Raw genomic sequence first — 15247 nt, 5'->3', positions numbered from 1 at the left:
GGAACGGCAGCGCCGATCACCCCGCGGCCAGTAATCCGGTACCGGGCGCCGCGGAAGACAAGATCGTTGCCGGCGCCGCGGATGCCGGCGCTGGGAATGGCGCTACCGGCGCCGGCCCGCCAGACACAGGCGAACCGATACCGGCGACAGGGCCTCCCGGTTCGAAGCGAAGAGACCCCGGCGATGCAGCCGTTGCTGGCGAGGTGGAGGTGTGGGTGCGCCGGCTTTACACCGCGCCGGGTACCGGGCAGTTACTCGGAATGGATTCGCGGGCGCGTTTGATGCCCGCCGGAATGCAGCGGGTCATCCAGGCCAGGGACCAGCTCTGCCGTACCCCGTGGTGCGACGCACCCATCCGCCACCACGACCACGTCGTGCCCTGGCGCGACGCCGGAAAGACAAACGAGGTCAACGGACAAGGCCTGTGTGAAGCGTGTAACCTCGCGAAAGAAGCCGACGGCTGGCACGCCCGAACAATCCCCGGACCCCGGCACACCGTCGAAACGACAACGCCGACCGGGCACACCTACCAATCCACCGCACCGGCACTGCCCGGCACACCACCGGCAACAGAACAACCGGACGAGACGCCGGAGCCGGTGTCAATCTTCGAACAGGCACTCGGCCGCATCGACTTCCTCTACCGCCCCGCCGCCTAACGAAATTTGAGGCCCGGCCAAAGCAGCTGCTCTAAATATGCCGAAGGGCGGACGTACTATCACGTCCGCCCTTCGGCATTGGTCATCGAAAACGTCCCGCCGGCAAGTGCCCGCAGGACGGTAGAACGCCCTTAGTTCAGGAGTGCATCCACAAAACCTTCGGCTTCGAACGGAGCCAGATCGTCCGCACCTTCACCGAGGCCAATCAGCTTGACCGGAACGCCGAGGCTACGCTGAATAGCTACAACGATTCCGCCCTTGGCAGTTCCATCCAGTTTGGTCAGCACAATGCCCGTGATATTGACGACCTCGGAGAAGACCTTGGCCTGGTTCAGTCCGTTCTGTCCGGTGGTGGCGTCCAGAACCAGCAGGACCTCGTCAACCATCGCCTGCTTCTCGATGACGCGCTTGACCTTCCCAAGCTCGTCCATCAGGCCCACTTTGTTCTGCAGGCGGCCGGCCGTATCAATCATGACGACGTCGACTTCCTGGTCAATGCCGGCCTTCACTGCTTCAAAAGCGACGGACGCCGGGTCCGCACCATCGACGTCGGACTTTACGGTAGGCACACCCACGCGCTGGCCCCAGGTTGCCAGCTGCTCTGCTGCCGCGGCGCGGAAGGTATCCGCCGCGCCCAGCAGCACATCCTTGTCTTCGGCCACCAGTACGCGGGCGAGCTTACCAACGGTGGTGGTCTTGCCCACGCCGTTGACGCCTACCACCATGACGATAGACGGGCGATCCGCATGGCGCTCGACTGCCAGCGAACGGTCCATGCCGGGATCAACAAGCTTGATGAGTTCTTCACGCAGCATCGCCTTGACGTGTTCCGGGTCCTGGCTGCCGGCGACCTTGACCCGGTCGCGCAGGGCGTCGACGAGCTCCATCGTTGGCTCGGTGCCGAGGTCCGCCATCAGGAGCGTTTCCTCGATTTCGTCCCAGACATCTTCGTCGATCTTGTCCCGGGAGAGCAGCGCCAGCAGGCCCTTGCCCATGGCGTTGTTGGACTTGATCAGGCGGGCGCGCAGGCGGGCCAGCCGGCCCTCAACCGGAGCAGGGGTCTCGACCGGTACGGTCTCGATGCCCGCCACATCGTCGGCAACTTCGACCTCGGTCGCGGGCAGTTCCTCTTCGGGAACGGCAACACGGGGTTCGGCCGGCGCGGGTGGCGCTTCCAAAGTATCGGTACCGCCGCCGCGCACCGGGTCGTTGGCGTCCCGAGTGGTGGTGTAGGTTCCCGGAGGAGTCTTGCGACCCTTAACCAAGAGGATGGCAACCGTACCGATCACGGCGATCGCGATGACAGCGTATATAAGGATCATGGTTACGTCGTTCACAATCCCTAGCTTCTCACAGCCCCTGCCACCTTCGGACGCACCGCCGCCGTTGGGACAGGAACCGGGAGGTGGGCGAATCCGGCGTGCGGGCTTATTATGGCGTCACCTCCCCTGCTGTGCCGGGCCGGTGGCCGCACCGCGCTCCGTAGCGGATTCAGGGCGAAAGCGAAAGGCCGGATATGGCCAGTGACTATGGGTACGGCACAAAGCCTGGACGTGCCTACGACGTCGACGAGTCGGCGCCGCTGCCCGCTCTGCATACTCTGCCGGGCGTTAGCCGTGTGGAGCAAGGCGTGGAAGCCGAGTTCGAGGCGGTGTACTTCGATACCGAGGATCTCGTGCTGGCCGCACGGGGCATCACGCTTGAACGTCGCACCGGCGCTCAAGCCGGTTGGCACCTGGAGCAGCCAACTAACGACGGCGAGCGCCCGGTCAGCTCTTCACCTCCCGGCCGCGGCACGGACGGGGTGCCGAAGATCCTACTGCAGTTGGTGCGTGTGCATGTGCGGGACAAGCCGTTGGTTCCTGTTGCCCGGGTCCTGACCAGACGAGTTTCGCACCGGCTCCGGGGTTCCGGGGATGAGGTGCTGGCCGACGTGCTGGATGACCATCTGCGGTCCGAGCAGGAGGGAAGTCCGTCCGGGGGCAGCCGGTGGCGGGAATGGGCGATTGAGCTGGTCGAGGGCAATCAGGACTTGCTGGACGCTTGTGACGCCCTGTGCGCCGGCTCCGGCGCACAGCGCGGATCCCGCGGATCCGCGCCGTTGTCGGAATTGGCTGGCCGTTCCCGCCAGCCGGAGCCGGCTGCGCCCCGTCCGAAGCGCAAAGGTGACGCGGCCGCCGTCGTACTCTTCTTTCTGGGTCAGCAGGTCCGCAGCCTGAAGGAACAGGATCCGCTGGTGCGGTCGGGTGAGCCTGAAGGGGTACACAAAATGCGCGTGGCTTCCCGGCGGCTGCGCTCGTGCCTGGCCACCTACCGCAAACTGCTGGCCGGCGATACAGCAGGTGAGCTGCGGGGTGAGCTGAAGTGGCTTGCGGGCCTGCTGGGCGAGGCCCGTGACGCTCAGGTCATGCAGGACCGGCTCCGGGACATACTTGCCGGGGAGCCCCCGGAACTGGTGCTGGGACCCGTTGCCCGCAGGATCGATGAGCAGCTCACCGCCGATCTGAAGGCAGCGCGGGCCAAGACCTTGCGGGCGCTCGATACGAAACGGTACTTCCGCCTGCTCGATGCCCTGGATGCGCTGCTGTCCGATCCCGCGCTGACGGCGGTGGCATCGGAGCCGGCGCGCGAGGTGATCGGCAGGCGCGTCAAGCGGGAGGCCAAACGGCTGCGCAAGTCGGTCACGGCGGTGGAGCGAGTTCCCGGCCAGGGCATCGATGCAGGCGCCCTGCACGAGGTCCGCATCCGTGCCAAACGGCTGCGGTATGCGGCGGAAGCTGCGGTCCCGGTAGGCGGAAAGCGCGCACAGCGGCTCGCCGATGCGGCGCACCGGGTGCAGCAGTCGCTCGGCGTGCACCAGGACACCGTCCTGACTCGCGACCTGCTGCGCCGTTTGGGGGCCGGGGCCGCCCTGCAGAATGAGAACGGCTTCACCTACGGCCGTCTGCACGCGCTGGAACAGTTTGCGGCCGAGAACGCGGAAGCGGCCTTCCGCCGTGAATGGAAACGGTTCCCTTCCACTAGCATCAACCCATGAAGCCGTTCCTGCTCCTGGCTACCCGGGCCCAAGACAAAGCAGCCGACGAAGAGTATGCGGCGTTCATGCGCTTCGGCGGCCTCGTGGAGGGGGAACTCCACCGGGTGCGGCTGGAGGCCACCCCGCTGCCGGACATTGATCTGGATGCCTACAGCGGGATTATTCTGGGCGGCAGTCCGTTCAACTCCAGCGATGCGCCCGCGGATAAATCGGCGGTGCAGCACCGGGTTGAACGCGAGCTCGGCCGCCTGCTCGATCAGGTCATCGCCACGGATTTCCCGTTTTTCGGTGCCTGCTACGGCGTCGGCACGCTGGGCCTGCATCAAGGCGGCGTAGTGGACAGGACCCATGGCGAGCCGATCGGCGAAGTAGAGATAGTCCTGACCGACGATGGCAGAAAGGATCCGTTGCTGGCGGGCGTGCCGGACCGGTTCCAGGCTTTTGTGGGACACAAGGAAGCGTGTTCGACACTGCCGGCCGGTGCCGTGCGGCTGGCCGGCTCCGCTACCTGCCCGGTCCAGATGTTCCGGCTGAAATCGAACCTGTACGCCACACAGTTCCACCCTGAACTCGACATCGACGGGCTGCTGACCCGGATCTCCATCTACCGTTTTGCCGGGTACTTTCCGCCGGCCGAAGCGTCGAGGGTCATGGAAAGTGTCCGTGGAAGCGTGGTCACCGATCCCCAACACGTGCTGCGCAACTTCGTGCGGCGCTACCGGCGGGACTAAACACCGCAGGCGGGACCGGCGCGGCCACGGGGCCGCCGCCGTCGTGCCTCGGATCGTTAGACCTCTGCCGCGGCAAGGCGCTGGGATATCACGGTGGAGACGCCGTCCCCCCGCATCGTCACGCCGTAGAGTGCGTCGGCGACTTCCATCGTGCGCTTCTGGTGCGTGATGACGATGAGCTGGCTGGATTCGCGCAGCTCTTCGAAAATGGTGATCAGCCGCCCCAGGTTCGTGTCATCCAGGGCCGCCTCAACCTCATCCATCACGTAAAAGGGCGATGGCCGCGCCTTGAAGATCGCCACCAGCAGGGCCACCGCGGTCAATGAGCGCTCGCCGCCGGAGAGCAGCGAGAGGCGCTTGATTTTCTTGCCGGCCGGGCGTGCCTCAACCTCGATACCCGTGGTGAGCATGTCGTCCGGGTCCGTGAGCACCAGGCGTCCTTCCCCACCGGGGAACAGCCGGCCGAAGACGCGTTCGAACTGTGCCGCAGTGTCATGGTATGCCTCGGTGAAGACGCGTTCCACCCGCTCATCGACTTCCCTAATGATGTCCAGCAGGTCCTTGCGCGTGGCCTTGAGATCCTCCAGCTGGCCGCTGAGGTACTGATGGCGTTCCTCCAGCGCCGCAAACTCTTCCAACGCCAGCGGGTTCACCTTGCCTAGGGAGGTCAAGTCCCGTTGGGCCTTCTTCAGCCGCTTCTCCTGTTCCGCCCGGACGAACGGCACTCCCTCGACCACGGGGTTACCGTCTTCGTCCACCTCCGCGCGCAGGGCCGCCCACTTGTCATTCGACGCTGCCGTGGCCACCGGAACCGGTTGGTCCGGCCCGTATTCAGCCACGAGATGGTCCGGGGTCAGGCCCAGTTCGTCGATCGCCTTTGTTTCCAGGGCCTCGATGCGCAGCCGCTGCTGGGCCCGCGCCATCTCATCGCGGTGTACGGAATCCGTCAGCTCCCGCAGCTCGTTGGCGAGCGCGTCGGTCGAGGTGCGGACGGTGGCCAGTTCGCGCTCCCGTGCTGCCCGGACCTCCTCGGCAGCATCAAGTTCGCGTACGGCCAGGTCCACTGAGACGTCCAGCCAGGCAAGCACCTGCTTGACGCCGCGTGCGACGGCGGCGGCTTTGGCCGCCTGCACCTGACGCTGACGTGCCCGCTCTGCTGCCTGCGCCCGGGCGTGCCGTTCCGTTGCCGCTGCCCGTTCCAGCGATGCGGCGCGGTTGCCAATGGCGTTCAGCTGCTCCTCGCCCGAGCGCAGGGCAAGTCTGGCTTCCATCTCGATCTGGCGCGCCCTGGTAGCGGCGGCTGCGAGCGCGTCGCGTTCTTCGGTTGAGGGCTCGGATTCTGCAGGAGCTTCCTGGGCGGCACCGAGCCGCTGGGTGATCTCCGCCAGTTTCTGCTGCTCAGTGGCAACGTTCGCTTCGGCAGCCTCAACCAGCCTGGCAATCCGCTCACTCTCCCCCACGGCCGAGCGCAGCGTCGAGCCAAGATGGCCCAGCCGTTCAGCCACAGCCGCCAGCCGGGCGTCCGATTCGTTCAGCTGTTCCAGCGCCGCCTCTGCCCGGGCGCCGGTTTCTGCACGCCGCGCCGTTGCGGCTGCGATTGCAAACTTGGCCCGTTCTGCCCTGGCTGTGGCCTGCGCCAAGCGTTGGCCCGTCTCCTCCACCGCAGCCTGCACCTCCAGCAGGCTTGGCCGGCCGGCCGATCCGCCGCGGGCACTATAGGCACTGAAGACCTCGCCGGCCCTAGTGACCGCGGTCAGCTCCGGACGGGCGGAAACAGCTTCCGCAGCCCCGGCAAGATCCTCAACAACGACGACGGAAGCCAGCAAGGCGCGTACCGCCGCGGCTTCTTCCTTCAACGTGACCAGGGAAAGGGCACGGACCGCACCACCCGGAAGGGCCAGGTCCGCCGAGGCCTGATCCGCGGAAGCCTGATTTGTCTGGGCCTGATCCGCAGTCCATGCGAAGACTAGCTCAATCCGTCCGGCGTCCTCGCTCTTCATCAGCTCCAACGCCTGCACCCCGGCATCCCGGTCTGCGATGACCACAGCTTCGGCGCTGCTGCCCAGTGCCGCGGCTATCGCGGGCTCGTAGCCGGGCTCCACCGAGATCAGCTCTGCCAGCGGCCCCAAGACGCCCTCTGAACCGGAGGCCAGCAGAGCCTCGCTGGCGTCCCGGCGGTCGAGGCCTACTTCCAGTGCTTCCTTTCGCGCGGACAGTGCATCGCGCTCACGTTCAGCTTCGCGTTCCTCCGCGACGAGGGCTTCGAGTTCTTCCTCGATGGCATCCAGCTCCTGCGATGCCTGCTCGTATTCGGCGTCGAGGCCCTCCTCCCCTTCCTCCACTCCGGCGACCTGGGATTCCAGGGCGCTGAATTCGGTCTGCGCTTTGCGGCGGCGTTCCTCGCCCTCACCGATCGAGGCACGCAGGCGTCCCAGCTCCGCTTCCGCTGCCTCCGCCCGCGAGCGGGCCGCAGCCACCTGTCCGGCGAGTTTCGCAAGACCTTCACGGCGGTCTGCGGCCGCCCGCAGGATGGCGGTCAGGCGTTGGTCTTCGGCGGCGGCGCCGGCTTCCGCATCGGCGCGGGCCTGCACCGCGTCCTCCAGGGCTTCCCTGCGGTCCTCCAGCTCGAACTCGAGCTCCGCCTGCTCTTCGCGTACCTGTGCGGCCTGCTGTTCCAGCTGGTCCGGATCCCGTCCGGTTTCCGGTTCCGCATCCGCATTGCCGAGCAGCCGCCGTCGTTCATTGGCTAGGTTGCCGAGTGATCTGAACCGTTCGCGGGCGGAAGAAAGCTGGTACCAGGCATCCCGGGCGGCATTCAGCCTCGGTGTGGCCTCTGCCGCCAGCCGTTCCAGTTCCGCGAGCCGCTGCCGTCCGGCCTCCAGCGTCCGTTCCACCTCGGCCTGCCTGGCTTTCATCGCGGCCTCGTCCGCCACTTCCTGTGCCAGCGCAGCGGACAGCTGGACCAAGTCATCTGCCAGCAGGCGCGCCCGCGCATCCCGGACCTCGAACTGCACCTGCTGGGCGCGGCGGGCCACCTCGGCCTGTTTGCCCAGCGGGGTCAGTTGCCGGCGGAGCTCCCCGGTGAGATCCGTCAGGCGGGCGAGATTGGCCTGCATCGACTCAAGCTTCCGGACCGTCTTTTCCTTGCGCCGCCGGTGCTTGAGGATTCCCGCGGCTTCCTCAACGAACCCCCTGCGGTCATCCGGAGTGGCATGCAGAATCCGGTCCAGCTGGCCCTGGCCCACGATCACGTGCATTTCGCGGCCGAGGCCGGAATCGCTGAGCAGTTCCTGGATGTCCAGCAGGCGGCAGTTGCTGCCGTTGATGGCGTATTCGGAGCCGCCCGTGCGGAAAAGCGTGCGCGAAATGGTGACTTCGGCATATTCGATGGGCAACGCGCCGTCGGCGTTATCGATGGTCAAGGAGACGTGGGCGCGGCCCAACGGCGAACGGCCGGAGGTCCCTGCGAAGATGACGTCTTCCATCTTGCCGCCGCGCAGAGTCTTGGCACCTTGTTCGCCCATGACCCAGGCCAATGCGTCGACGACGTTGGACTTGCCGGACCCGTTGGGGCCGACGACGGCCGTGACACCGGGCTCGAAATCGAAGGTCGTGGCAGACGCAAAAGACTTGAAGCCGCGCACAGTCAGAGATTTCAGATGCAAATTGTGTCTCCCGCAGCACTTTTTCCTTGAAACAATCTATCGTGTTTCCTATGCAGGCCGCGGCACAATGGGGCGCTAGTGTGCGCAACCCGGCCTCCCGGGTCTGCTGTGGAGGAGCGGTTAATCACATATGCATGCCGCAGGGTGCATGTGCAGGAACGGCCGCATTAGGTGCATAGTTAAGGTTTCGGGGTGCATCACAGGCGCGGACCGGTGCCGCGGACAGAAACACGAATAAAGGCTGGATATTGATCGGTAACGCGACGTTTCGACATGACAACACGGCACTGCTGGCCGTCACGAGTGTGGAGGCGCCGGTAGTCGTCAGTTCCGCGGAGTTCGACGAGCGCCTGGCCCCCAGCCTCAAGCGTCTGCGCCTTTCCAAGCGTCTGCTTGAGCGTGTTGCCGGAGTATCCGAACGCCGCTGGTGGTCGCCGGGCACAAGTTTCGACGACGCCGCCATCGAAGCCGGCGCCAAAGCCATGGCCGAAGCCGGGATCGAGCCGGACGAAATCGGCCTGTTGATCAATACCTCGGTGACCCGCAAGAACCTCGAGCCATCCGTGGCGGTGAAGATCCACCACAGCTTGGGTTTGCCGTCGTCGGCCATTAACTTTGACCTGGCCAATGCCTGCCTCGGGTTCGTCAACGGGATCACTTTGGCGGCCAACATGATCGACTCCGGCCAGATCAAGTACGCACTCATCGTCGCCGGGGAAGATGCGCAGCAAACCCAGGAAACCACCTTCAGACGGCTGAACGACCCGGAGTCCTCCCGGGAAGACTACCTGCGCGAATTCGCCACCCTGACGCTAGGCTCCGGTGCCGCCGCCGCCGTGATCGGCCCGGCGGACCTGCACCCCGGCTCGCACCGGATCATCGGCGGCGTCTCGCGCGCCGGAACGGAACACCACGGACTGTGCGTGGGCGGCCAGGACGGGATGTTCACCGATACCAAGGGGCTGCTGGAGGGCGGACTTGAACTAGTGGTCACAGCGTGGCATGAGGCGCATGACCACGGCTGGAACTGGGGGTCCATGGACCGCTACGTCACCCACCAGGTCTCCAATTCGTACACCAACGCCATCATCAAGGCGGTCAACCTCGTGAAGGAGAGAGTGCCGATCACCTTCCCGAAGTGGGGCAATGTGGGCCCGGCGTCGCTGCCGATGACCCTGGCCCAGGAGGCGCAGAGCCTCAACGCCGGCGACCGCGTCCTGTGCATGGGCGTGGGCTCCGGGCTGAACACGGCCATGATGGAGATTGCGTGGTAACTGAGCTGTGGCCCGGTGTCCGGGCTGTCTGGTCGCGCCGCGTCAACGTACCTTCGACGGCGGCAGCGGACCCGGACGGCAGCACGCACACCTGGCATCTGCTCGACAACGGCCCTCAGCTGGAAGAGCGAGGAATCACGCCCGTCGGCACGTTGCTCTGCGTGCACGGCAACCCAACGTGGTCCTACCTCTGGCGCAGCCTGCTGGCCGCAGCAACCGAGGCGGACCGGCCCTGGCGGGTTGTCGCCGTCGACCAGCTGGACATGGGCTTCTCCGCCCGCACGGGTACGTTCCGCCGACTTGAGGACCGCATCACCGATCTGGGCGACCTGACCCGGGAGCTGGACCTCACGGGCCCGGTCGTCACCGTCGGCCACGACTGGGGCGGCCTGATCTCCCTCGGCTGGGCAACACGCCACCGTCAGCAGCTCGCCGCCGTCGTCCTGACAAACACGGCCGTTCATCCGGCCGGCTACTCCGTCCCCGCCCCGCTGCAGCTCGCGCTGCACCCGGCCGTGCACAGCTGGGGAACGACGACGTCGGCCGCTTTCCTCCGCGTGACACATGCATTGGCGCATCCCTCGCTGGCCAAGGACGTCCGCGAAGCATTCATGGCACCGTACCGCAGCGCCGGACGCAGGTCCGGGGTGGGCAACTTCGTCGCCGACATCCCCGCGGATCCGTCCGCCCCCAGCTGGCGCACGCTCACCGGGGTAGCCGACGGCATCCGTTCGCTGGATGTTCCGGCTCTGGTCCTGTGGGGGCCGAAGGATCCGATCTTCTCCGACCGCTACCTGCGTGATCTGCTGCAGCGCCTGCCGCAGGCCGACGTGCACCGGTTCGAAGGTGCCGGCCATCTGCTCCCCGAAGACGCAGACATCTCCACCCCCGTCTTCAACTGGCTGGACAGATTGACGCCCGGCCTGGACCTGGACGGCGGCGGAAGCGGGCTGGCCCAGGCAGTGGCGCATGCCAGCGCTTCCGAAAGCGGCACCCTTGAAGCTGCACCGACGGTGCCCGCAGCAGGCACGGGCTCGTTCCGTCCCATGCTGGCCGAACTGGCGGAGCGCGCCGGGGACAGTTCGCCGGCCGTGGTGGACATGGCCCCGCTCGACGCCGAGCCGGGAACCGGCCCGCGGACGTTGTCGTGGGCCGAACTGGCCGCCGTAGTGGACCGTCTGGCGGCAGGCTTGTCGTCCATCGGTGTCAAGGCCGGAGACCGGGTCAACCTGCTGGTTCCGCCCGGCATCGAGCTGACCAGCCTGATCTACGCGTGCCTGAAGCTCGGCGCCGTCATCGTGGTAGCCGACGCCGGCTTGGGCGCCACCGGCCTCAGCCGTGCCATCAAGGGCGCCGGCCCTAAGTACATCATCGGAATTGAACGCGCCTTCGTTGCCGCCCGCCTCTTCCAATGGCCTGGGGTGAAGATCAGCGCCACAGCCATGAGCGCACCCAAACGCGCGCTGTACGGCGTCAGCCACACAGTGGAAGACCTGCTGCAGTCGGTCCCGGACACGCGCGGTACCGAGGCCGCCGCAACGGATCCGGAACCGGACGCGGATGCCGCTATCCTCTTCACTTCCGGCTCCACCGGACCGGCGAAGGGCGTGGTCTACACGCACCGGCAGCTGGCCGCCATGCGGGATACCTTGAAGGATACGTACAAGCTGCAGGCCGGCACCGCGCTGGTTGCCGGTTTCGCCCCCTTCGCCCTGCTGGGGCCCGCGCTGGGAGCCACCTCGGTCACCCCCGACATGGACGTCACGGCGCCCAAGACCCTGACCGCGGCGGCACTGGCCGAAGCTGCGGCCGCCGTGCAGGCGACGGCCGTCTTCGCGTCCCCGGCGGCGCTGAACAACGTCGTGGCCACCGCCGCCGAGCTGTCCGGCCCGCAGCGCGGCGCTTTGGGCGAGGTTGAACTGCTCCTCTCCGCCGGCGCGCCGATCCCGGAGCCGCTGCTAGCCAAAGTCCAGCGGCTCGTCCCCAACGCATCCCTCCACACGCCGTACGGGATGACCGAGGCCTTGCCCGTCACCGACATCAGCCTCGAGGAAATCCGGGCAGCAGGTAAGGGCAATGGCGTCTGCGTCGGCACTCCCGTGTCCGGTGCCAGGGTCGCCGTCACCGCCCTGAACCCGGACGGCAGCAGCACGGATGAACCCGTCACCCGGCCCGGTGTCACAGGCGAGATCCTGGTCAGTGCCCCACACGTCAAGGACCGCTATGACCGGTTGTGGATCACCGAATCGCGCAGCAGATCCGTTCCCGGCTGGCACCGCACCGGCGACGTGGGGCATCTTGACGACGCCGGACGCCTCTGGGTCGAGGGACGGCTGGCACACATCCTGACCACTGCCCACGGCGTCAGAACGCCCGTGGCCGCCGAGCAGGCAGCCGAATCGGTCCCCCAGGTGGCGCGGGCGGCCGTGGTGGGCGTCGGCCCCCACGGTGCCCAGGTTGCGGTCGCCGTCGTCGAAACGCAGCCGAAGGCACGGAAACCCGCGCCGGCCGCCTGGAAGCTCAGTGCCGAGGTGCGCGAGAGAGTCGCAGCAGAAACCGGTCTGGATCTTGCTTCCGTCCTGCTGGTGCCCGGGCTGCCTACCGATATCCGGCACAATTCCAAGATCGACCGGGCCGCATTGGCACAATGGGCTGCGAAGTCGCTGGCCGGAGGACGGATGGGCCAGCCATGAGCCCCGGAACCGCCCGGAACATCCTGGTCACTGGCGCCAGCGGCATGCTTGGCGGTGCCGTCGCCCGGCTGCTGATGGAGCAAGGCCACCGCGTGCGCACCTTCCAGCGGCGCCCGGCTGCCTTGGCCCGGAATGCGGCACAGGCAGAAACGGTTCGAGGGTCGCTGACCGACGAGCTGTCCGTGGCCCGCGCAGTTGCGGGCGTTGACGCCGTCGTGCATTTGGCTGCAAAGGTTTCCTTCACCGGCGAGTGGAACGACTTTGTCGCCACCAATATCGAAGGTACCCGGAGTCTGCTCAAGGCCGCCCGTGGCGCCGGCGTGCGCGACTTTGTGTTCGTCTCGTCGCCGTCAGTCGCCCATTTCGGTACGGCCATTGCCGGCGCCGGCGAGGGAACTGCGGATCCCGAACGCGCGCACGGAAACTATGCCAGATCCAAGGCTGCCGCCGAGCTGCTCGCCTTGGCAGAAGACTCCCCCGGTTTCCGGGTGGCCGCCGTCCGTCCGCACGTCGTTTGGGGTCCCGGGGACACCCAACTGGTCGAGCGGGTCGTGGCGCGGGCACGTGCTGGCCGGCTGCCCCTGCTGGACCATGGCAGCGCGCTGATCGACAGCACCTACGTCGACAACGCCGCCGCAGCCATAGCTCGGACGCTGGAGCGGATGGACCACGCCCACGGACAGGCGCTGGTGGTCACCAACGGCCAGCCGCGGCCGGTAGGCGAACTGTTGGCTGGCATCTGCGCGGCCGCCGGGGTGAGACCTCCTGTCTGGAATGTGCCGGGCTGGCTGGCCAGGGGTGCCGGCAGCGTGATCGAGCGCGCATGGACTGCAGCCGGCAAACGCGGCCTGGTCCACGACGAACCGCCGATGACAAGGTTCCTGGCCGAACAGCTCTCCACCGCGCACTGGTTCGACCAGCGCCGCACGCGCGAGGTCCTGGACTGGTCCCCTGCGGTCAGCATCGAAGAGGGCCTGGACCGGCTCGCGGAGCACTACCTCGGCCGGTCCGGCCGGCACGCCTAACTACCACCCGCAGGAGAATCAGCATGCAGAGTCTGAAACATATCGCCGACTGGCCGGTCCCGAATGCCTCCACCGCGGTAATCGGAAAGGACGGCGGATTGCTGGGCTCCCATGGAGACCAGGACCGCCATTACGCCCTGGCCTCCGTCACCAAACTGCTCAGCGCCTATGCTGTGTTGCTGGCAGTGGAGGAAGGCGCCTTGGAACTGGACCAGCCCGCAGGACCGGAAGGTTCGACGGTCCGTCATCTGCTGGCACACAGCGGCGGTTACGACTTCGGTGACCGCTCCGTGCGCTATCCTCCCGGCGAACGCCGGCTGTACTCCAACGCCGGCTTCGAGGTCCTCGGCGAAACAGTGGAACACGCAACCGGGATGGCCTTCGCCGACTATCTGCGCGACGGCGTCCTGCTGCCCCTGGGCATGCAGCGGACTTCGCTGGAGGGTTCCCCCGCCGCCGGAGCCACCTCCACCGTCGCCGATTTGTCGCGCTTCGCGGCGGAGCTGCAGCAGCCCCGGTTGCTGGATTCTTCCACGTTGTCCGAAGCCACCTCCGTGGTTTTCCCCGGGTTGGCAGGCGTGCTGCCCGGCTTCGGGCGCCAGAAGGATAATGACTGGGGCCTGGGCTTCGAAATCCGCAACGGCAAGCAGCCTCACTGGACGGGTGCAAACAGTTCACCGCGCACTTTCGGCCATTTCGGCCAGTCCGGCACGTTCCTCTGGGTGGACCCGGAAGCCGGCGCCGCCTGCGTCACGCTCACGGACCGGGACTTCGGCCCCTGGGCGGCCGAGGCCTGGCCGGCGTTCACCGATGCGGCGCTGGCCGACTTGGCCGGCTGAAGTTCCTCCAAGCGTGCGGTGCCGTGGACGTCGGTTTGGATGGACGTCCACAGCACCAATCCGGTATCAGCCCGCTGACGCCTTGGGGGCGCCGATGCCGGGATCTATCTGGAACGGTCCGGACGCCGATGGCCGCACATCGAAATCGAAGATCGACGTCGGCAGGTACACCGTCGAGCATGAGTTGGGGATGTCCACCACTCCGGACAACCGGCCCTCGATCGGCGCCGCGCCCAGAAGCAGGTAGGCCTGCTCGGGGCTGTAGCCAAACTTCGTCAGGTAATCGATAGCATGCAGGCAGGCGCGCTGGTAGGACAAGTGCGAGTCCAAATAGTGCTGCTTGCCATCCAATGTGACCGACGTGCCGGAGAAAGCCAGCCACTCGGAGAACTGCGGGTCCACGGTGCCGGGCATGAAGATGGCGTTCTCTCTGACGCCGTAGGTGTCCATTCCGCCCTTGATCACTTCGAAACGCAGGTCGATGAACCCGCCCATTTCGATGGCCCCGCAGAAGGTGATTTCGCCGTCGCCTTGGGAGAAATGCAGGTCTCCGAGCGAGAAGTTGGCGCCGTCCACGAACACCGGGTAGAAGACCCGCGATCCCTTGGTCAGATTCTTGATGTCCTGGTTTCCGCCGTTTTCCCGCGGCGGCGCTGTACGCGCGGCCTCGCCGGCAACCCGGTCAAAATCGGATTCCGGTACACCGCCAAGCAGCGCGGACCGCGGCTCCGGAGGCAGCGCCAGCGGCGGCACCCTATCCGGATCAGTCGCGATCAGATCGCCCTCGCGCTTGTTCCACTTGGCCAGCAGCTCCGCCGAAGGGGCGGTTCCCATCAGCCCCGGATGGATGATGCCGTTGAAGGACACATTCGGCACGTGTCGTGAGGTCGCTTTCTGGCCCGTGAAGTCCCAAATGGCCTTGTACGCATCCGGAAACTGCTCCGTGAGGAAACCGCCGCCGTTGGTCTTGGCGAAAATCCCGGTGTAGCCCCAGCCCTGGCCGGCCAGCGGCCCCGAATCCTCCTGCGGGATCGGTCCTACATCCAGAATGTCGACGACGAGCAGGTCGCCCGGCTGGGCTCCCTCGATGGCAAACGGACCGCTGAGTTTGTGCACGGTCAACAGCGGAGCATTGCGGATATCTTCCGCGGAGTCATCATTGACGATGGCCCCGTCGAACCATTCACGGCAGTCGATCCGGACGGACACACCTTGTTTAACCGTCGCCACCGGCGGGATCTCCGGGTGGTAGCGGTTGTGTCCAACTTTTTCCTGGTCTTCGAATTTCTTGCTCGAGTCGAGCGGGAAAATGACTTCTGGCATT

Annotated in this window: 10 protein-coding genes; 7 read left to right on the top strand and 3 right to left on the bottom strand. The window is 66.5% G+C overall.

All coding sequences use genetic code 11. The features are described from left to right. The coding region (locus AC3A4M_RS03845; protein ID WP_498734060.1) for an HNH endonuclease at window positions 1–659 on the top strand (659 nt) is incomplete at its 5' end. Between the two features lie 131 nt (window positions 660–790). On the opposite strand, the gene ftsY is transcribed toward AC3A4M_RS03845, so the two are convergent. Next, window positions 791–1996, bottom strand: coding sequence for a signal recognition particle-docking protein FtsY (gene ftsY, locus AC3A4M_RS03840; RefSeq protein WP_498734059.1), 1206 nt, complete (start codon window positions 1994–1996; stop codon window positions 791–793). A 179-nt stretch (window positions 1997–2175) separates the two neighbouring features. Between ftsY and AC3A4M_RS03835 the strand changes: the two genes are divergently transcribed. Both AC3A4M_RS03835 and AC3A4M_RS03830 read left to right on the top strand, forming a co-directional pair. Beyond that, complete coding sequence (locus AC3A4M_RS03835) at window positions 2176–3696, top strand: CYTH and CHAD domain-containing protein (RefSeq protein ID WP_498734058.1); 1521 nt, start codon at window positions 2176–2178, stop codon at window positions 3694–3696. Beyond that, entirely contained in the window at window positions 3693–4427 is a 735-nt protein-coding gene (locus AC3A4M_RS03830; RefSeq protein WP_498734057.1) for a glutamine amidotransferase, read from the top strand. Before AC3A4M_RS03835 ends, AC3A4M_RS03830 begins: the two co-directional genes overlap by 4 nt. A gap of 56 nt (window positions 4428–4483) precedes the next feature. Here the strand turns inward: AC3A4M_RS03830 and smc are convergent, their stop codons facing one another. Continuing rightward, the gene (gene smc / locus AC3A4M_RS03825) at window positions 4484–8092 is read right to left on the bottom strand and encodes a chromosome segregation protein SMC (RefSeq protein WP_498734056.1); all 3609 of its coding nucleotides are present in this window, start codon (window positions 8090–8092) and stop codon (window positions 4484–4486) included. Window positions 8093–8340: 248 nt separating this feature from the next. On the opposite strand from smc, the gene AC3A4M_RS03820 reads away from it, so the two are divergent. The 4 genes from AC3A4M_RS03820 to AC3A4M_RS03805 are packed head-to-tail and all read left to right on the top strand — an operon-like array spanning window position 8341 to window position 13923. Further along, window positions 8341–9366, top strand: a complete 1026-nt coding sequence (locus AC3A4M_RS03820; RefSeq protein WP_498734055.1) for a 3-oxoacyl-ACP synthase III — start codon at window positions 8341–8343, stop codon at window positions 9364–9366. Next, window positions 9360–12059: an alpha/beta fold hydrolase gene (locus AC3A4M_RS03815; RefSeq protein ID WP_498734054.1), complete on the top strand. Its 2700-nt coding sequence runs from the start codon at window positions 9360–9362 to the stop codon at window positions 12057–12059. Before AC3A4M_RS03820 ends, AC3A4M_RS03815 begins: the two co-directional genes overlap by 7 nt. Then, a complete protein-coding gene (locus AC3A4M_RS03810; RefSeq protein WP_498734053.1) occupies window positions 12056–13084 on the top strand; it encodes an NAD-dependent epimerase/dehydratase family protein in 1029 nt (342 codons plus the stop codon). Before AC3A4M_RS03815 ends, AC3A4M_RS03810 begins: the two co-directional genes overlap by 4 nt. A 23-nt stretch (window positions 13085–13107) precedes the next feature. Further along, window positions 13108–13923, top strand: coding sequence for a serine hydrolase domain-containing protein (locus tag AC3A4M_RS03805; protein WP_498734052.1), 816 nt, complete (start codon window positions 13108–13110; stop codon window positions 13921–13923). 66 nt (window positions 13924–13989) lie between these two features. On the opposite strand, the gene fmdA is transcribed toward AC3A4M_RS03805, so the two are convergent. Further along, window positions 13990–15246, bottom strand: a complete 1257-nt coding sequence (fmdA, locus tag AC3A4M_RS03800; RefSeq protein WP_498734051.1) for a formamidase — start codon at window positions 15244–15246, stop codon at window positions 13990–13992. Window position 15247: the final 1 nt, after the last annotated feature.

Source organism: Arthrobacter sp. Soil_C_60 (genome assembly GCF_057656375.1).
The sequence above is the reverse complement of the archived record's forward strand: the minus strand, read 5'-3'. Positions and strand labels throughout refer to the sequence as shown.